Genomic DNA, 15,402 nt, shown 5'->3' on the forward strand with positions numbered 1-15,402 from the left:
TTTGATGTCGGTTCAAATGGTTCTGTTACCGGTCTTCATCCAGATTGGGCTCACCTTCGCGCTCCTGTTTGGGATGGCGACGATGCGTACAAGGGCGCTGTCGAGCGGCGAGACCAAGATCAAGGATATCGCGCTGCGCGAGCCGAACTGGCCGGAGCGCGCCACCCAGCTCGGCAATTGCTTTGCCAACCAGTTCGAGCTCCCGGTGCTGTTCTATGTCCTGATCGCCATTGCGCTGCCGCTGCGCCGCGCCGATCTGTTCGTCGTGCTGATGTCCTGGCTATTCGTGGTGGCGCGGTTTGCCCATGCCGGCATATTCGTTACCTCCAACGACGTGCGGCCTCGCTCGCTCGCCTGGTTCGCCGGCGTGCTGGTGCTGGCGGCCATGTGGCTGTATTTCGCGCTCAGGCTCCTGCTGCTGATTTGATGCGCCCAACCGAAAGAGATCAATGACCCCCGCTGCCCGGCTCTCCGCCGCGATCGAGCTGATCGCCACCATCGATGCACAGCGCATTCCCGCGGCCAAGGCGCTGAAGGAATGGGGCACCGCGCACCGCTATGCCGGCTCCGGCGATCGCGCCGCGATCTCCGGCCTGATCTGGGACGTGCTGCGCCGGCAATCCTCCGCGGCCTATTTGATGGACGACGCCAGCGCCCGGTCGCGGGTGCTCGGCATGCTCAAACTCGAGCGCGGCATGGATGTTCCGACGATCGCGGCGCTGTGCGACGGCGGCCGGTTCGCGCCGGATCCGCTGACCACGGACGAGGAGGCCGCGCTGGCCTCGCGTTCGCTCGTGGATGCGCCGGCGCACGTCGCGGGCGATTATCCGGACTGGCTCGATCCGTACCTTGCAAAGGTGTTCGGTGACGACCGCGCAGCGGAAGCGACCGCGATGGCGAGCCGCGCGCCGCTCGATTTGCGCGTCAACACGCTGAAGGGCAAGCGCGAGAAGGTCCTGCCGCGCTTGTCGCATCTGGGTGCGAGGGAGACGCCGTGGTCGCCGCTCGGCCTGCGCATCGAGCTCGGCGCCGATGCACGCAATCCCGGCATCCATGCCGAGGAGGATTTCATCAAGGGCGCCATCGAGGTCCAGGACGAGGGCTCGCAGCTTGCCGCTTTGTTCTCGGCGGCCAAGCCCGGCGAGCAGGTAATCGATCTCTGCGCCGGCGCCGGCGGCAAGACGCTGGCAATCGCCGCGATGATGGAAGGCAAGGGCCGGCTGATCGCGACCGACAGCGACAAGCGCCAGCTCGCGCCGATCCATGAGCGGCTGTCGCGCGCCGGCGTGCACAATTGCGATGTGCGCACGCCGCGCGGCGAGGAAGAGGTGCTGTCCGACATCAAGGCCTCCGCCGATCTTGTGCTGATCGACGCGCCGTGCACCGGCACCGGCACCTGGCGCCGCAATCCCGACGCCAAATGGCGCATGCGCCCCGGCGCGCTCGAGGTGCGGCTGAAGGATCAGGCCGAGGTGCTGGAGCGCGCGGCGCCGCTGGTGAAGCCGGGCGGCCGCATCGCCTACATCACCTGCTCGGTGCTGTGGGAGGAGAACGGCGAGCAGGTCCGGGCGTTCATCGCGCGGCATCCGGAGTTCTCCGTGCAACCGCCGGAGCAGACCGCATCGGTGCTGTGGGACAAGGCCGAGCAATTTGCAGAGGCCGCGCTGCAGTCGGCGGAAGGCCTGCTGATGACGCCGCGCCGCACCGGCACGGATGGGTTCTTCGTTTCGGTGCTGAAGAAGGCGTGAGGTGGATTTCGTCGTTCCGGGGCGATGCGCAGCATCGAACCTCAGGTGCGCAATTGCGCACCGGGGGACCTCGAGATTCCGGGTTCGTCCTTCGGACGCCCCGGAATGACGATCGCTGCTACGATCGCCCGCAATCGTACGCCACGCCCGCCGGCACCGGCGTCCTGCTCACCACGATGACCCAGAACAGCAGGGCGACCGCGCTGATCGCGGCGCCGAGCACGCACACCCCGAGCCAGCCGGCCGCCGCATAGGCCATCGTCGATGTGATCGCGCCGAAGCCGGTCCCGATCGAATAGAACACCATGTAACCGCCGATCAAGCGGCTCGACGTCTCCGGGCGCGCCGCGACGATCAGGCTCTGGTTGGTGACATGAATCGCCTGCACCGCGAAGTCGATCATCAGGACACCCACGAGCACCAGCCACGGCGAAGAGTGCAGGCAGGCGATCGGCGCCCAGCCGGCGAGCATCAGCATCAGCGACAATCCGGTGGTGCGCTGCCCCCAGCCGCGATCGGCGAGGCGGCCCGAATTACGCGCCGCCAGCGCGCCGGCGAGGCCGGCAATGCCGAGCATCCCGATCGCGGTGTGCGACAGCGACAGCGGCGGCGCGGCCAGCGGCAGCACGACCGAGCTCCAGAACACGCTGAAGCTCGCGAAGATCAACAGCGCGAATACCGCGCGTTCGCGCAGCACCGGCTCCTGGACGAACAGCGCGGCGGTCGAGCGCAGGAGCTTCGCATAGGATGTTCCGGCCATCGGCTGCGGCGTGTGCCGTGGCAGCGCGCGTGCGAGCAGCGCCGCCAGCACCAGCGTAAGCGCGGCCGATGTCAGATAGACCACGCGCCAGCCGCCGATATCGGCCAGCGCACCGGCGGTAAAGCGGGCGAGCAGGATGCCCGAGACCACGCCGCTGGTGACGGTGCCGATGGTGCGTCCGCGCTCGGCTGGCGCAGCCAGTGTCGCGGCGTACGCGACCAGCACCTGGATGACGACGGCCAGTAGCCCGACCAGCACCATGCCGACCAGCAGCACGGCGGCGTTCGACGCCATGCCGACGACGGCGAGCGCGATCGCCGACAGCACGGTCTGGCCGACGATCAGCTGGCGGCGGTCCCAGAGGTCGCCGAGCGGCACGATCAGCATCAGGCCGAAGGCGTAGCCGATTTGGGTCAGCGTCACGACGATGCCGATCACGGCGGGCGTGATTCCGAGATCCTGCGCCATGGTGTCGAGCAGCGGCTGGGCAAAATAGATGTTGGCGACGCTCAGCCCGCAGGCGACCGCAAACAGCAGGACCACGGCGGGTGAAAGCGCGCCTGCCGTCGTGTCGCCGGGTTTCGCCGGTCCGGCCATCGTTGAATTGTGGCTGGTCATTATCGCCTCCGCAGCAATCGGGTCCAATCTAGTCTCATAATGAGACCAGTTGCGCTTGGCGCTGTCTAGTCCTATTTTAAGACCAGTTTCGGAATCGTGATCGAGGGAGGCTGGCCGCGATGAAGCGGACCGGATTTGCAAAAGCGGAATGCCCGGTGGCGCGCGCGCTGGATGCGATCGGCGACTGGTGGTCGCTGTTGATCGTGCGCGACGCGTTCGACGGCTTGCGCCGGTTCGGCGACTTCCAGAAGAATCTCGGCATCGCCAAGGGCATGCTGACGGCGCGGCTGCGCAAGCTGGTCGAAACAGGCGTGCTCGAGCAGGTCGCGGCGTCCGACGGCAGCGCCTATCAGGAATATGTGCTGACGAAGCGGGGGCACGATCTGTTTCCGATCGTGGTCTCCTTAAGGCAATGGGGCGAGGCCCATCTCTATGCGCGCGGCGAGGCGCATTCGGTGCTGCTGGACCAGGCCGGGCAGGCGGTCGGGCAACTCGTGCTGCCGTCGAAGACCGGGCGGCCGCTGAGCTGGGCGGATACGAGGGTGAAGAAGGTCGCGGGGCGCCGGCGGTGAGCGCCTCTAGTCCACGATGAACAGCGTCGCACCGGTCGAGGTCGAGGAGCGGTGCGCGGCGTCGCCGAAATCGGAGACCTGGTAGCTCATGCCCGGCTTCAGCGTGAAGGTGCGGCCGTCGCGCAGCTCGGTGTCGAGCTCGCCCTTGACGACGTAGAGCACATGGCCGCGATCGCACCAGTGATCGGCGAGATAGCCAGGTGAATATTCGACCATCCGCACCCGCAGCTCGCCGATGTCGAGCGTGCGCCACAACGCTTGCCCGGTCTCGCCGGGATGCACTGAAGGTTCGACGTTGCTCCAGTCGGTGACGGTGAAGGGCAGGGTCGGGATTTTCATGGGCGGCGTCCTAGTCTTCTTCTCACCTTACGCCTTCGCGTTCACAAATACTGGCGTCATCCTGAGGTGCGCGTCGAGCGGTGCGCAAGCAGCGCTCGGCGAGCCTCGAAGGATGGTTGGAGCCGGGCTGTCGCCCTTCGAGACGGTCGCTTCGCGACCTCCTCAGGGTGACGGAGTGCCGCAACGCCTCACCCCACCAGATGGTTCGCCGAGCCCTGCCGGATCTTGCCTTCGACATCGAGCCGCAGATACTCGCAGATCTTCTTGTCGCGTTCGTTCCGATAAAACACGACGACGCTGTCGGGCGAGACATAAAGGTCGATCAGCTCGAAATGCAGCTCGGGCAGTTTTGCCAGCGCGGCGCTCCAATAGGCGCGCAAGCTCGCCTTGCCGCGCACCGTGCCGGAAGGACCGAAGCCGAACGCCGGAATCCGGTCTGACGTCATCTCGGTATCCTCCGCATACATCGCCAGCACGCGCTCGAGGTCGCGCGCGTTCCAGGCGGCGATCCAGTCGCGGCCGAGGGCTGCGAGGCGCGACGGGTCGTGAAACTCCGGCATCGGTTTCCTTCATGATGCTTGCGATCAAATTAGGTCAATAATACTGACCTTTATTCATTTGTCCATGCCCAAAGAAGAATGTGGGCGCACAGCTCGGCGCGGTTGCGGGCGCGGGCGACGTCGCGTATCTGCTTGCCATGACAGCCCAGCACACAGCCCGTGACTCGTCGGCGCCCTCGGTGGCCTCGGCGCATGACAAGATTCTGATTGTCGATTTCGGCAGTCAGGTGACGCAATTGATCGCCCGCCGCGTCCGCGAGATGGGGGTCTATTCCGAGATCGTGCCGTTCCAGAAGGCGGAGGCCGCCTTCAAGGAGATGAAGCCGAAGGCGGTGATCCTCTCGGGCGGCCCGGAATCGGTGCATGAGACCGGCTCGCCGCGCGCACCGCAGCTGATCTTCGAGTCCGGCGTTCCCGTGCTCGGCATCTGCTATGGCCAGATGACGCTGGCCGCCCAACTCGGCGGCGAGGTCGAGGGCGGGCATCATCGCGAATTCGGCCGCGCCGATGTCGAGGTCAAGACGAATAGTTCCTTGTTCGACGGCGTCTGGGGCTACGGCGAAAAGCACCAGGTGTGGATGAGCCATGGCGACCGCATCACAAAAATGCCGCCCGGCTTCTCGGTGGCCGGCACCTCGCCGAACGCGCCGTTCGCGATCATCCAGGATGAGAAGCGGAAGTATTACGGGCTGATGTTCCATCCCGAGGTGGTGCACACGCCCGACGGCGCAAAACTGCTGCGCAACTTCGTCCGCAAGGTCGCCGGGCTGACCGGCGACTGGACCATGCGCGCGTTCCGCGAGGAGGCGATCGAGAAGATCCGCGCCCAGGTTGGCAAGGGCAAGGTGATCTGCGGCCTCTCCGGCGGCGTCGATTCCGCCGTGGCGGCGGTCTTGATCCATGAAGCGATCGGCGACCAGCTCACCTGCGTGTTCGTCGATCACGGCCTGCTCCGGCTCGACGAGGCCAAGACCGTCGTCGACCTGTTCCGCAACCACTACAACATCCCGCTGGTCCACGTTGACGCGTCGAAAGAGTTTTTGGGCGAGCTCGAAGGCGTCACCGATCCCGAAGTGAAGCGCAAGACCATCGGGCGTTTGTTCATCGACGTGTTCGAGGCGGAGGCGAAGAAGATCGGCGGCGCTGCATTCCTGGCGCAGGGCACGCTCTATCCTGATGTGATCGAGAGCGTCTCCTTCACCGGCGGGCCGTCGGTGACCATCAAGTCGCACCACAATGTCGGCGGCCTTCCTGATCGCATGAACATGAAGCTGGTCGAGCCGCTACGCGAGCTGTTCAAGGATGAGGTGCGCGTGCTCGGCCGCGAGCTCGGCCTGTCCGAGGTGTTCGTCGGCCGCCACCCGTTCCCGGGCCCCGGCCTCGCCATCCGCTGCCCCGGCGACATCACCAGGGAGAAGCTCGACATCCTGCGCAATGCGGATGCGGTCTATATCGACCAGATCCGCAAGCACGGCCTCTACGATGCGATCTGGCAGGCGTTCGCCGTGCTGCTGCCGGTCAAGACCGTCGGCGTGATGGGCGACGGCCGCACCTACGAACACGTCGTCGGCCTGCGCGCCGTCACCTCGACCGACGGCATGACCGCCGACTTCTACCAGTTCGACATGAAGTTCTTAGGGGAAACCGCGACCCGCATCATCAACGAGGTGAAGGGCGTGAATAGGGTGGTATACGACGTGACGTCCAAGCCACCGGGGACGATTGAGTGGGAATAATTCAGGCCCGTCCGGGACTTTCCCCTGGACGCGTCCGCTTTGGCGGCAACAAGGGTCCGGATTTTCACTATGAAGGCCGGCGACGTCGCTGTCCTGCCGGCCGGCACGGGCGACGGATGCCTGTCGGCAGATGATGACTTCTTCGTCGCCGGCGCATACCCGTCGGCCGGAGTGTACAATGAATGCAGAACCGTCGAAGATCACCCGCGGGCTCTGAAGACCATTCCGAAGGTGCCGCGACCGCGCAAGGATGATCCGGTCTGCGGGCCGGGGGGCCTCTGGAGAAACTCTGGAAGCAACCAAGATGACCGAATACGTGGTGCGATTCCTCGTCGGCGGCGCCGTTGTATCGGCCTTTGCGATGCTTGGAGACGTGCTGCGTCCGAAGAGCTTCGCCGGGCTGTTCGGGGCCGCGCCATCCGTCGCGCTTGCGACGCTTGGAATCGCGATCTATCAGCACGGCGTCGCTTATGCCGGCTCGCAAAGTCTCTCGATGATGGCGGGCGCGATTGCGCTGGCGGTCTACAGCGTCGTGGTCTGCCACCTTCTCGTCCGCGCGCGCATGCGGGCGTTGCCCGCCACAGTTCTGTCGCTCGTCGTCTGGCTGACCGCAGCCTTCGGCCTGTGGACCTTCGCCGGAGCACAGACGTGACGACGCCGATCCGCTTATCGACCTCTTCGCTGAAGCAGGGCCGTTGGTACGAATATCTGATCCGCTTCGTGCTCGGCGGCGCCGCGACCGTGTTCACCGGTATCATCAGCAGCCGCTACGGTGCCCCTATGGGCGGCCTTTTTCTCGCGCTTCCCGCCATCTTTTGCGCCAGCGCCACGCTAATCGAGAAGCACGAAGTCCGCCACAAGCGGGAGGCAGGCCTTGACGGCGCGCGGCGCGGGCAGGGCGCGGCTGCGCTCGATGCGGCGGGCGCCGCCCTCGGCGCGCTCGGCATGCTGACGTTCGCGGCCGTATTCTGGGTGGCGATCGAAAGGAGCGTGGCTGGCGCGTTCATCGGGGCGTCGCTGGCGTGGCTGCTGGTCTCGGTTGCGGCCTGGTTCGTCCGGCGCAGGGTGCGCTTCGTGCGTCGAGCGGGACGAACCGCCGCCCCCGCGAGCCCGCGGAGCCGATAGGACCGTTCGGGTGAATGTCTCAAGCCGATGCCTTGGCGTTGACGCCCTTGCGCAGCGCCACCGTGTTCAGTTTGGTGTTTGCGGCCTTCTCCTCGTTCAGGTTGGTCGTGAGAAAGCGCACGATCTGTTCGTGGCCCAGCTGCTCGGCCCAGGCGATCAGCGTCCCGTACCGGCATATTTCATAGTGCTCCACGGCCTGCGCGGCCGCGACGAGCGCGGCATCCAGGACGGCCTTGTCTTCGATCTCGGCGGCGGTCTCGTCCGCCTCCTGGATGATACCGTCGATTGCCGGGCACTTCGCGCCGCTTGGCTGCTTGACGAGTTTGGCGAAAACCTTGCCGAGCCGCTCGACCTGGTTTTTGGTCTCTTCGAGATGGTTCTTCAGGCCCGTTGCGAGATCCCGGTTCGTGGCCTTGTCGATCATTTTGGGCAACGATTTGAGGATCTGCTGCTCCGCGTAGTAGATGTCCTCCAGACCGTGGGTCAGCAGGTCCTCCATCGATTTGATGTCTTTGGTGAAGATACCCATTATCATCCTCTCCTTTCGCAAATGATGGCATTGGAACGCCGCCTGCCGGCCGCCGTTCCTCTCTATTCCTCCGATAGGGAACGCCGAAATGACGCATGACCACTTCGCCGAGCTGCTTGGAAAGGCCGCGATGGACGTGTGGGGCAGTATGCCGCGCGACATCCAGGAGGCTATCTTCGAGCTGGCCATGAAGGGGCGTGAGACGGAGCGCGAGAACCTTGCGCGCTTGCTGCACGATCGTCACCCGCGCACATTGCACCCGGCGAAGCCCGGCTGAGGAACTGAGGATTTGGCGGCGCGTGTTAATGCGGGCCGGCACGAGTGACTTGTTCGAGGTTCAGGATGACAGACGAAACGATCGGCCCCGCCGGAATCGCTGGCCACGGAGCCTCGCACCTGCCGTTGGTGGAGATCGACAGCTTCAACATTGAGCTAAAGGATGAGGAGGGATTTATTGGGGACCGCGCCAGCCAGGGCGCCTTCCGGGCGATCCTGGACAAGTGGCGGAAGCCGCTGCGCAAGACGGGTGAGGACCCGTTCGGGAAGGAGCCTTCCGAGAGCATCAGCAAGAAGGTGCTCGACGCCATACTGGTCGGCGACGACACCGAAGCGTCCGCAGTCGTGCATAGCGTTGTTGAAGATTTCGCCCACGAGCTCGCGCACGTGACCCGACGGTTCCTGAAATCGAAGGCGTGGGAGAAGACCGAACGAATCGTCCTGGGTGGTGGCTTCCGCGACAGCCGGCTCGGTGAGCTCGCGATCGCCCGCACCGACATCATCCTCAAGTCGGAGGACTTCAAAATCGAAATGATTCCGATTCGCCATCATCCGGATGAGGCGGGGCTGATCGGCGCGTTGCACCTTGCTCCGTCCTGGATATTCGATGGCCACGACTCGATTCTGGCCGTCGACATCGGCGGAAAGAACATCCGCTGCGGTGTCGTGGAAACGCGCCGAAAAAAGTCCTCGGACTTCTCCAAGGCCGCTGTTTGGAAGTCCGAGTTCTGGCGTCATGCCGACGACGACCCGAGCCGCGACGGGGCAGTCAAACGCCTGATCAAGATGCTCAAGGACCTGGTTACCGAGGCGGACAAAGAAGGGCTCAAACTTGCGCCGTTCATCGGCATCGGCTGTCCCGGCGTCATCAAGAGCGACGGCTCGATCGAGAAAGGTGCGCAGAATCTGCCCGGCAACTGGGAGAGCAGCAAGTTCAACCTGCCTGCCAGCCTGGTTGAGGCCATCCCGCAAATCCGCGATCACGATACCACCATCGTCATGCACAATGACGGCGTCGTGCAGGGATTGTCCGAGGTGCCTTTCATGCAGGACGTGAAGCGCTGGGGCGTTCTGACGATCGGCACCGGTCTCGGCAATGCTCGCTTCACCAACCGCAACGGCAAAGTTGGGCGGTAAACCACCCCCAGCTTCCATCAGTACGACACGCAGCATCGGACCCATTGCCTTCGGCTGATCGCTTTCCGACCACGCATTGCCCAAGTCATGGGGAAGCGCCAGCGCGATGATAGGAACATCGCGAGTTTGCTGTCGTTTCTTCGCTAGGAGGAGCCGTCGTGGGCAATCTGACCAAGAAGGAGCAACCCGACCGTTTGCATATCAATATCGATCGAGCCATTGAAGTTAAATACTGGACGCACGCCCTCGGCGTGTCTGAGGAAGAGCTTCGACAGGCCGTTGATAAGGTCGGCAATTCGGCGGCCGTCGTACGTAAGGAGCTCGGAATCGAGTGGAGGGATGATGATGGATCGCGAGACTGAGGAGCTGGCAAGTAAAGCCGCGCAATGCGCGAGAGAGGCACGCCATCAAGCCGCGCTTTTACCGGATGGTCCAGTTCGCGATGCACTCTTGGAAAAAGCTAAGCAGTACGAAGCGCAGATTCCCGCCGACACTACGTACACGACTGTTTCTCCTCACTGATGTGAACGCGATCAGCGACCTGCAGCAGGTTAGGAACACGGACGCGGTGTGATCATCCTGCCGTGGTTGTTCTTCGGCCATTCATTTGACGCGCCGTGATTTGACGTTCTTTGCGGCGCCCCGAAGGCATGTTCGTCAACCATTGAGCGCCGCGAAGACTCGGCGTTCCTTGCAGCGTGCAACATGGTCTCGAAGGGATACTGGCTCTGTCGCGGAGCCAGGGCTCCATGCGCCTCACACCGATAGGCGCTTGATCGCCCTGACAGCCGTGCCGGGTCCGCGCCACCCCAAAAACTCAAGCTCCTTGTTTTCGAGCGCGTCTGTGGCGCGGAAGAACTGCTCGAGCTCTTCCACGGCACGGGACGGTAGGTGCCTTACATCCTTGAGATTGGTCTCGAATGGTGAACGATCCGGCGCGGCAAAGACGCGATCGTTCCGTTCCTTTCTGCCTTTGCGAGTTTGGAGGATTTCGAGGATTCCGATCGGCCGACATGGCAGCACGACGCCCGGATATGTCTGGGAATCGTGAATGACGAGGACATCAAGTGGATCGCCATCGTCGGCTTTCGTCGAGGGAATGAAGCCCCAATCATAGGGATATGTGAGCCCGACCATCAAAGGTTTCGCAAGCGTGAACGCCTTCAGATCCGGGTCGGACTCCAATTTGCAGGTGCTTCCGCGGGGCGTTTCGATCACGGAGTAGATGTTCTTCTCGTCGGCCCACGTCGGGAGCTTCATTAGGTTCGTCATGGGTCTGCAAACGGCAACCTGAATCGTTTGTTCATTGCTTTTTTTGACCTCGAGCCCAGCCCGACCGGCTGCGGCCTGTGTGACATCGAGAGCCTCACCGAGGCCTCACGCCCGCTCCCGCGCCTGCTGCGTCGCGTCTTTTTTTGATGCGGGCAGATCGAGAGCTCTTTGCACGCACTCTCGGATGGGCAGCTCCTCAACCAGGCGACCCACGCTGTGCATGCGGCCGGCCTGCTTCTTCCGGATAATACTTTGATAGCGATCCGCGAGGACGTTGGACGGCTGCTCGCGATATCGGCGCCGACGGCGCTCGCGGTTCGCGTGGCTCAATCTTGCGGAATGACACTCGTTGCGGTCGCGCGCGGCGGACCGTTTGAGTTTTCACCCACCCGGACGGGATTTGCGATTGAATGCCGCTGAGTTCAAGGTCCTAGATGAACGGCTTTCCGCCGGTGACCGCGACCATTGTCCCAGACGTATAACTCGAGCGCGGATCGGCGAGCATGACGTAGGCCGTCGCAAGCTCGGCCGGTTGGCCTGCTCGCTTCAGCGGAACCTGCTTGCCAAAATGCCTCACTGACTCGTCTGGTAATGTCGACGGGATCAGCGGAGTCCAGATCGGCCCCGGCGCGACGGCATTCACGCGAATGCCTTTCTCGGCCAGCATCTGCGCAAGTCCTCCGGTAAAATTCTGTATCGCGCCCTTGGTCGTGGCATAGGCCAGCAGAATCGGATTCGGCATGTCCGAATTGATCGACGCCGTGTTTATGATCGCGCTGCCGGGCCGCATATGCGGCACCGCCGCCTTTGCCAGATAGAACATCGCGTGGATATTGACGTCGAAGGTCAGCCGCCACTCCCTCGTCGGAGATATCAGCAATATCCTTGAAACTGGCCTGGTGAGCGGCGTTGTTCACGAGGATGTCTAGTCCCCCGAAATCCTCGACCGCCCGTTCGATCACGGCGCGGCAATGCTCGGGGCTGCGAAGGTCTCCGGCGACGAGGAGGGCCCTGCGCCCTTCCGCCTGGACCAGCGCCTTCACCTCATGCGCGTCGTCGTGCTCATTGAGATAGGAGATAAGAACGTCGGCGCCTTCGCGGGCGTAGGCGATGGCCACGGCGCGGCCGATGCCGCTGTCGCCGCCGGTGATCACCGCTCGCTTGCCCGCCAACTTGCCGGAGCCCCGATAACTGGACTCGCCGTGGTCCGGATGCGGATTCATTCTGGCGGTGACGCCGGGCATCGACTGCTTCTGGTCGGGGTAGGGCGGCTTTGGATAGTCCGACATAGCTCTCTCCGCAAACTGATGGATTTCAATTGCCCAGTTAAGCGAGCGTTCCTGGAGGCCGGCCGAGGATAACGATAGCGAGACGAACATGCCGTGCGGGACCTTCCTCTCCTCGATGGGCCGGCGTAGCGCGTCTCAGGAACCAAACGTCATCGCCGACCGGGATCGACAGTCGCCGCGGACGATGGCGAGTAGAGCCGGAACCCGGCCTTCGCAACCGTGTCCGGCGCTCTGGGATGAGTGCAGTCAAGGATTCGTGGTCCTGCAGGAACACCTCATGAACTCTGCCGTTTCTAGCGCAAGGAGGTATTCATGAGCACCAAGGAAGGCGCCACAAATAGCAACAAGGACTGTGATGACTGGTTGTCGGGAAACGAGCCAATGACCGATGCCCTGGCGTCTGACCTGCAAATCCTCTCAGAACAAGCACGCCTGCCTTTCACTCTCGGGAAGGATCTCACCAAGGCTGAGGCGTTTAAGCTAATTGATGAATTACGTAGGAAGGCGGGCGTCGAAGATACCGCACACGAAACTTGGCAAAGGAGGCGGTAATGCCCCGTGGAGACAAATCCAGCTACACTGACAAGCAGAAGCGAAAGGCCGAACACATTGAGGAAGGGTACGAAGCCAGAGGCGTTGACGATAAGGAAGCCGAACGGCGGGCATGGGCAACGGTCAATAAAGAAACGCATGGTGGCAAGAAGAGCGGATCCGGCAGAGGTGCCAAGGAAGACCATTCGCCATCGCGTAAAGGTGGAAAACTCGGCGGGAAGGCATCAGCTAGTCGGCCGACAGCTGAACGTTCCAGGTCAGCCAAAAAGGCCGCGAGAACTCGCAAACGCCGCGCAGCGTGAACAGGCGAGCAGGGTTCTTTGCAACGCATGTAGCGATAGTTCGTGAACCGAGGTCCACTTCGGCCGCCGCACGATCAACAGCAGCACAACCTGCGTCAGTCGATCATCTCATTATCCGCGAGTTCGCGCTCGGCCTGAAAATTCAAGTCCTGGCCCTCAGGCCGGCCAGCATCCTCCCAACGCTGACGCGCGCGAGCGCGTTGCGCAGGTCCGCGTGGACGAGACATCAGTCACTGGAGCTTTTGCCTTGGCTCATCGGCAACATCGCATTTGGCGAAAGAGTTAAAGGCAAGGCCGAAATTTTCTCCGTCTGGGCCGGAGCGCGATCTTCTTTTGCAGAAGCTCGGCCAAATCGATCGAGCGATGCAAATTGAGAAATGGCTGAACTGTCCCGGGCTGCAGCTTCCAGCATAGACCCGATCCGAATCGGGAGCCGGGGCCGCTCGCTATCCCAGGGAAACCCGAGGCTAGGCAAATTAGGAGCCAAAGCCGGAGTCGAACGTTCGAGATACTGGACGATCGGCGAGAGTAACATGGAGACGATTGAAGCCTATCTGCGTCGGAAATCCAATGAGCTCAGTCTCCTCGATGGTTGCTTGGACAAGCCGCTCGCATTGGCTCCCCCGCGATCGATCGATCAAGTGATCGAACATAAATTCAGGCTAACGGCTGCTCTTCGAGCTCAACACGATCTGAAGGATTGGGCCACGACAGAAACTGCATGGTCACTTGGGAAGCAGGCGGCGATGGCCCGTTCAAGTTCCGATATGATTATCAGCGCGCCGATCTCGACGTGACAGGGCCATCGTTCTACGGGGTCGAAGGGGTAGCCAGATGCGAAACCGTCTACACCTCTTCGGGCATGGCCTCCATTTCGGCGCTGCTCTTGGCCTCCTCTCATGTATTCGATCGAGCGGTTATCGTGGTCCTGCCTGGGACATACGGTGAAACTTTGGAGTTCATCAAGGCATACGCCCCCCACTTAGGGATCATCACGGCCGAGGGAGCATTGGATGAGTCCGTCCCTCGCTCGCGATTGCCCCGACTCCTGCTGCTCGATTCCTGCGCGACGGCGAAAAATTTCGAAGCCTGCATGCGATCGTGTTGGGCAGAGTTCGACCTTCTGATCTTCGACACCACTTGCTTTTCTGGCGGATCTGGCCGCATCAGGCGGGTCCTACGACGGGCACGAAAATCCGAGGTGCCAACGGCGATGATCCGAAGCCATACCAAGCTAGATTCGCTCGGGGCGGAATATGGACGGCTGGGGTCCACCGCCTTCATGCATCCAAAGGACGATCCATGGAGCCGCTCGCACCTTAGGAAGCTGCCGGATGAGACGCGGAATGCGGTCAGGCTACTCGGAGGCGCCGCACTGCCGGCTCACTTCCCGCCCTATGTCGGAAGCTCTGATTATCGGTCGCTGACGAGCCGGAGAGTGGCTGCCATCCTTCGCAACGAGCGCCGCACTGCTCGGTTTTTCCGAGGCGCGCTCGACGGGCTCACCGGCGAGCTAAACTTCGCCCATGGACTTTACGTCACGCTGAAGTGCAGGCACCGGCTGGATGAAGAAACGGCGAGGAAAGCGGCCTCAAAGATGAGTGCGGATCTCGGTCGAGCCGGCTTTCCGATACGTCACGCCGGAAGCTTTGGCTTCGACTTCGCGGCGGCGGAATGGTTTCACGACGTAGCGACCGGCGATTTCAGCGTCCGCATATCAGTCCCAGATCTACCTACGGCGCTTTGGGACGAACAAACTTGCGCGATAGCTCGATGGTGGGCCGAGTACAACCGCTCTCGGTCCTGACAACGGAGTTGAGCTAGTCGCTCTTGGGAACTCGGGGTCTGAGGGTGGGCGCCGCCGGCTCGATATCCTCGAGCTAATCGACGTCGCGGTGGCATTCGGCTTCGATCTCTTGCAAGCCGGTTAGGGCGCTCCGTTCCGAATAGCTGCTCTTTTTCTACGAAACGGATGCAGCGGCGGATATCCAGCCGACCTTTGCCGCGTGGCGGCGCTTGAGGCGCGCAGAGATGGTATACCCGATCACGGCCGAGGCTTACCCGTAGGCGTCGGCGGTGGCTGAGCGACCGAGCGCGTTCCCGGCTGCATCACGAGGGCGTCCGTCAACGCCTGCCTTACGTGCTCAGCCTGTTCTCGCGTCAGGCTCTCGGCGAAGCGTCCATCCTTTTTTAGCTGCGCTGGTCCCTTGAGTTCTCGATCATAAACCATCCAGTTGGTGCTTCCTCTCCGAGCGAGGAACCTGGCCTGCAGTGGTGCTGCGCTGTTCAAGGATACCTCCCGATTGGTCGGGCCGACGGTCTCAAAAATACACCGGCCGGCGGCGTTTATTCCTGAACCGGACACTGAATTTCCAGCAGCAAATATCGTGCAGGGTTTCATGCCACTGGCCGGACATGGGATCGAGAGGGGCGCGATGCCGCACTTGTCGGGTTTGTCGGTCCACGACGGGAGCACGCATTATGATACGCATTATCACTTGTCGAACGGTGCTGAAGGTGCGACAGAATCATTTCATTAGTCTCATTAGTCGCGCTGGCGCTCCCTCATGGCTGCCGCCTTCGGATG

Annotated in this window: 21 protein-coding genes and 1 pseudogene; 14 read left to right on the forward strand and 8 right to left on the reverse strand. The window is 62.6% G+C overall.

Features of this window, described 5'->3' with window-relative positions; genetic code table 11:
- Positions 1-4: 4 nt before the first annotated feature.
- Together ABIB78_RS04245 and ABIB78_RS04250 are read left to right on the forward strand one after the other, a co-directional pair.
- Entirely contained in the window at positions 5-427 is a 423-nt protein-coding gene (locus tag ABIB78_RS04245) for an MAPEG family protein (protein ID WP_429021828.1), read from the forward strand.
- A 22-nt stretch (positions 428-449) separates the two neighbouring features.
- Positions 450-1,748: an RsmB/NOP family class I SAM-dependent RNA methyltransferase gene (locus ABIB78_RS04250; protein WP_429021831.1), complete on the forward strand. Its 1,299-nt coding sequence runs from the start codon at positions 450-452 to the stop codon at positions 1,746-1,748.
- Positions 1,749-1,866: 118 nt separating this feature from the next.
- Here ABIB78_RS04250 and ABIB78_RS04255 read toward each other — a convergent pair whose 3' ends face one another.
- Entirely contained in the window at positions 1,867-3,126 is a 1,260-nt protein-coding gene (locus ABIB78_RS04255; RefSeq protein WP_429021834.1) for an MFS transporter, read from the reverse strand.
- Between the two features lie 119 nt (positions 3,127-3,245).
- Between ABIB78_RS04255 and ABIB78_RS04260 the strand changes: the two genes are divergently transcribed.
- Positions 3,246-3,698, forward strand: coding sequence for a winged helix-turn-helix transcriptional regulator (locus tag ABIB78_RS04260; protein ID WP_429021835.1), 453 nt, complete (start codon positions 3,246-3,248; stop codon positions 3,696-3,698).
- A gap of 6 nt (positions 3,699-3,704) precedes the next feature.
- On the opposite strand, the gene ABIB78_RS04265 is transcribed toward ABIB78_RS04260, so the two are convergent.
- Together ABIB78_RS04265 and ABIB78_RS04270 are read right to left on the reverse strand one after the other, a co-directional pair.
- A complete protein-coding gene (locus ABIB78_RS04265; protein ID WP_429021837.1) occupies positions 3,705-4,037 on the reverse strand; it encodes a DHCW motif cupin fold protein in 333 nt (110 codons plus the stop codon).
- Positions 4,038-4,225: 188 nt separating this feature from the next.
- Positions 4,226-4,597 carry a nuclear transport factor 2 family protein gene (locus ABIB78_RS04270; protein WP_429021839.1) on the reverse strand — a complete coding sequence of 124 codons (372 nt, stop codon included), beginning with the start codon at positions 4,595-4,597 and terminating at the stop codon, positions 4,226-4,228.
- A gap of 137 nt (positions 4,598-4,734) precedes the next feature.
- Here ABIB78_RS04270 and guaA point away from each other — a divergent pair, with 137 nt between their 5' ends.
- The 3 genes from guaA (at position 4,735) to ABIB78_RS04285 (ending at position 7,458) form a co-directional block, all read left to right on the forward strand.
- Positions 4,735-6,333, forward strand: coding sequence for a glutamine-hydrolyzing GMP synthase (gene guaA / locus ABIB78_RS04275; RefSeq protein ID WP_429022989.1), 1,599 nt, complete (start codon positions 4,735-4,737; stop codon positions 6,331-6,333).
- Between the two features lie 304 nt (positions 6,334-6,637).
- A complete protein-coding gene (locus ABIB78_RS04280) occupies positions 6,638-6,985 on the forward strand; it encodes a DUF3147 family protein (protein WP_429021841.1) in 348 nt (115 codons plus the stop codon).
- Positions 6,982-7,458 (forward strand): DUF3147 family protein, encoded by a 477-nt coding sequence (locus tag ABIB78_RS04285; protein ID WP_429021842.1) that lies wholly within the window; start codon positions 6,982-6,984, stop codon positions 7,456-7,458. The genes ABIB78_RS04280 and ABIB78_RS04285 overlap by 4 nt, the downstream gene beginning before the upstream one ends.
- 19 nt (positions 7,459-7,477) lie before the next feature.
- Here ABIB78_RS04285 and ABIB78_RS04290 read toward each other — a convergent pair whose 3' ends face one another.
- Positions 7,478-7,987: a ferritin-like domain-containing protein gene (locus tag ABIB78_RS04290; RefSeq protein ID WP_429021845.1), complete on the reverse strand. Its 510-nt coding sequence runs from the start codon at positions 7,985-7,987 to the stop codon at positions 7,478-7,480.
- Between the two features lie 88 nt (positions 7,988-8,075).
- Here ABIB78_RS04290 and ABIB78_RS04295 point away from each other — a divergent pair, with 88 nt between their 5' ends.
- The 3 genes from ABIB78_RS04295 (at position 8,076) to ABIB78_RS04305 (ending at position 9,762) form a co-directional block, all read left to right on the forward strand.
- Positions 8,076-8,264: a hypothetical protein gene (locus tag ABIB78_RS04295; protein ID WP_429021847.1), complete on the forward strand. Its 189-nt coding sequence runs from the start codon at positions 8,076-8,078 to the stop codon at positions 8,262-8,264.
- Positions 8,265-8,329: 65 nt separating this feature from the next.
- Positions 8,330-9,400, forward strand: a complete 1,071-nt coding sequence (locus ABIB78_RS04300; RefSeq protein ID WP_429021849.1) for an ROK family protein — start codon at positions 8,330-8,332, stop codon at positions 9,398-9,400.
- A gap of 158 nt (positions 9,401-9,558) precedes the next feature.
- On the forward strand, positions 9,559-9,762 hold the full coding sequence (locus tag ABIB78_RS04305; RefSeq protein ID WP_429021851.1) for a DUF3606 domain-containing protein: 204 nt from the start codon (positions 9,559-9,561) through the stop codon (positions 9,760-9,762).
- Positions 9,763-10,156: 394 nt separating this feature from the next.
- Here the strand turns inward: ABIB78_RS04305 and ABIB78_RS04310 are convergent, their stop codons facing one another.
- Positions 10,157-10,660 (reverse strand): inorganic diphosphatase, encoded by a 504-nt coding sequence (locus tag ABIB78_RS04310; RefSeq protein WP_429021852.1) that lies wholly within the window; start codon positions 10,658-10,660, stop codon positions 10,157-10,159.
- Between the two features lie 180 nt (positions 10,661-10,840).
- Between ABIB78_RS04310 and ABIB78_RS04315 the strand changes: the two genes are divergently transcribed.
- A complete protein-coding gene (locus ABIB78_RS04315) occupies positions 10,841-11,092 on the forward strand; it encodes a formate dehydrogenase accessory sulfurtransferase FdhD (RefSeq protein WP_429021854.1) in 252 nt (83 codons plus the stop codon).
- Positions 11,093-11,102: 10 nt separating this feature from the next.
- Here the strand turns inward: ABIB78_RS04315 and ABIB78_RS04320 are convergent.
- Positions 11,103-11,961: pseudogene (locus ABIB78_RS04320) on the reverse strand (SDR family oxidoreductase).
- A 312-nt stretch (positions 11,962-12,273) separates the two neighbouring features.
- On the opposite strand from ABIB78_RS04320, the gene ABIB78_RS04325 reads away from it, so the two are divergent.
- Both ABIB78_RS04325 and ABIB78_RS04330 read left to right on the forward strand, forming a co-directional pair.
- Complete coding sequence (locus ABIB78_RS04325) at positions 12,274-12,513, forward strand: DUF3072 domain-containing protein (protein ID WP_429021856.1); 240 nt, start codon at positions 12,274-12,276, stop codon at positions 12,511-12,513.
- Positions 12,513-12,815, forward strand: a complete 303-nt coding sequence (locus ABIB78_RS04330) for a plasmid stabilization protein (RefSeq protein WP_429021859.1) — start codon at positions 12,513-12,515, stop codon at positions 12,813-12,815. The genes ABIB78_RS04325 and ABIB78_RS04330 overlap by 1 nt, the downstream gene beginning before the upstream one ends.
- A 95-nt stretch (positions 12,816-12,910) precedes the next feature.
- On the opposite strand, the gene ABIB78_RS04335 is transcribed toward ABIB78_RS04330, so the two are convergent.
- Both ABIB78_RS04335 and ABIB78_RS04340 read right to left on the reverse strand, forming a co-directional pair.
- Positions 12,911-13,042, reverse strand: a complete 132-nt coding sequence (locus ABIB78_RS04335; RefSeq protein ID WP_429021862.1) for a DUF2934 domain-containing protein — start codon at positions 13,040-13,042, stop codon at positions 12,911-12,913.
- Entirely contained in the window at positions 13,042-13,227 is a 186-nt protein-coding gene (locus ABIB78_RS04340; protein WP_429021865.1) for a hypothetical protein, read from the reverse strand. Before ABIB78_RS04340 ends, ABIB78_RS04335 begins: the two co-directional genes overlap by 1 nt.
- Positions 13,228-13,348: 121 nt before the next feature.
- On the opposite strand from ABIB78_RS04340, the gene ABIB78_RS04345 reads away from it, so the two are divergent.
- Both ABIB78_RS04345 and ABIB78_RS04350 read left to right on the forward strand, forming a co-directional pair.
- A complete protein-coding gene (locus ABIB78_RS04345) occupies positions 13,349-13,612 on the forward strand; it encodes a hypothetical protein (protein ID WP_429021867.1) in 264 nt (87 codons plus the stop codon).
- Complete coding sequence (locus ABIB78_RS04350) at positions 13,537-14,622, forward strand: hypothetical protein (RefSeq protein ID WP_429021868.1); 1,086 nt, start codon at positions 13,537-13,539, stop codon at positions 14,620-14,622. Before ABIB78_RS04345 ends, ABIB78_RS04350 begins: the two co-directional genes overlap by 76 nt.
- The last annotated feature ends 780 nt before the right edge of the window (positions 14,623-15,402 follow it).

Source organism: Bradyrhizobium sp. I1.14.4 (assembly GCF_050435825.1).
GTDB lineage: Bacteria > Pseudomonadota > Alphaproteobacteria > Rhizobiales > Xanthobacteraceae > Bradyrhizobium.

What these genes read in the sequence shown, in the direction of transcription:
- ABIB78_RS04245 (WP_429021828.1), top strand. Translation starts at nt 5, where the DNA reads ATGTCGGTTCAAATGGTTCTGTTACCGGTCTTCATCCAGATTGGGCTC.
- ABIB78_RS04250 (WP_429021831.1), top strand. Translation starts at nt 450, where the DNA reads ATGACCCCCGCTGCCCGGCTCTCCGCCGCGATCGAGCTGATCGCCACC.
- ABIB78_RS04255 (WP_429021834.1), bottom strand. Translation starts at nt 3,126, where the DNA reads ATGACCAGCCACAATTCAACGATGGCCGGACCGGCGAAACCCGGCGAC.
- ABIB78_RS04260 (WP_429021835.1), top strand. Translation starts at nt 3,246, where the DNA reads ATGAAGCGGACCGGATTTGCAAAAGCGGAATGCCCGGTGGCGCGCGCG.
- ABIB78_RS04265 (WP_429021837.1), bottom strand. Translation starts at nt 4,037, where the DNA reads ATGAAAATCCCGACCCTGCCCTTCACCGTCACCGACTGGAGCAACGTC.
- ABIB78_RS04270 (WP_429021839.1), bottom strand. Translation starts at nt 4,597, where the DNA reads ATGCCGGAGTTTCACGACCCGTCGCGCCTCGCAGCCCTCGGCCGCGAC.
- guaA (WP_429022989.1), top strand. Translation starts at nt 4,735, where the DNA reads ATGACAGCCCAGCACACAGCCCGTGACTCGTCGGCGCCCTCGGTGGCC.
- ABIB78_RS04280 (WP_429021841.1), top strand. Translation starts at nt 6,638, where the DNA reads ATGACCGAATACGTGGTGCGATTCCTCGTCGGCGGCGCCGTTGTATCG.
- ABIB78_RS04290 (WP_429021845.1), bottom strand. Translation starts at nt 7,987, where the DNA reads ATGGGTATCTTCACCAAAGACATCAAATCGATGGAGGACCTGCTGACC.
- ABIB78_RS04295 (WP_429021847.1), top strand. Translation starts at nt 8,076, where the DNA reads ATGACGCATGACCACTTCGCCGAGCTGCTTGGAAAGGCCGCGATGGAC.
- ABIB78_RS04300 (WP_429021849.1), top strand. Translation starts at nt 8,330, where the DNA reads ATGACAGACGAAACGATCGGCCCCGCCGGAATCGCTGGCCACGGAGCC.
- ABIB78_RS04310 (WP_429021852.1), bottom strand. Translation starts at nt 10,660, where the DNA reads ATGAAGCTCCCGACGTGGGCCGACGAGAAGAACATCTACTCCGTGATC.
- ABIB78_RS04325 (WP_429021856.1), top strand. Translation starts at nt 12,274, where the DNA reads ATGAGCACCAAGGAAGGCGCCACAAATAGCAACAAGGACTGTGATGAC.
- ABIB78_RS04330 (WP_429021859.1), top strand. Translation starts at nt 12,513, where the DNA reads ATGCCCCGTGGAGACAAATCCAGCTACACTGACAAGCAGAAGCGAAAG.
- ABIB78_RS04335 (WP_429021862.1), bottom strand. Translation starts at nt 13,042, where the DNA reads ATGTCTCGTCCACGCGGACCTGCGCAACGCGCTCGCGCGCGTCAGCGT.
- ABIB78_RS04340 (WP_429021865.1), bottom strand. Translation starts at nt 13,227, where the DNA reads ATGCTGGAAGCTGCAGCCCGGGACAGTTCAGCCATTTCTCAATTTGCA.
- ABIB78_RS04345 (WP_429021867.1), top strand. Translation starts at nt 13,349, where the DNA reads ATGGAGACGATTGAAGCCTATCTGCGTCGGAAATCCAATGAGCTCAGT.
- ABIB78_RS04350 (WP_429021868.1), top strand. Translation starts at nt 13,537, where the DNA reads ATGGTCACTTGGGAAGCAGGCGGCGATGGCCCGTTCAAGTTCCGATAT.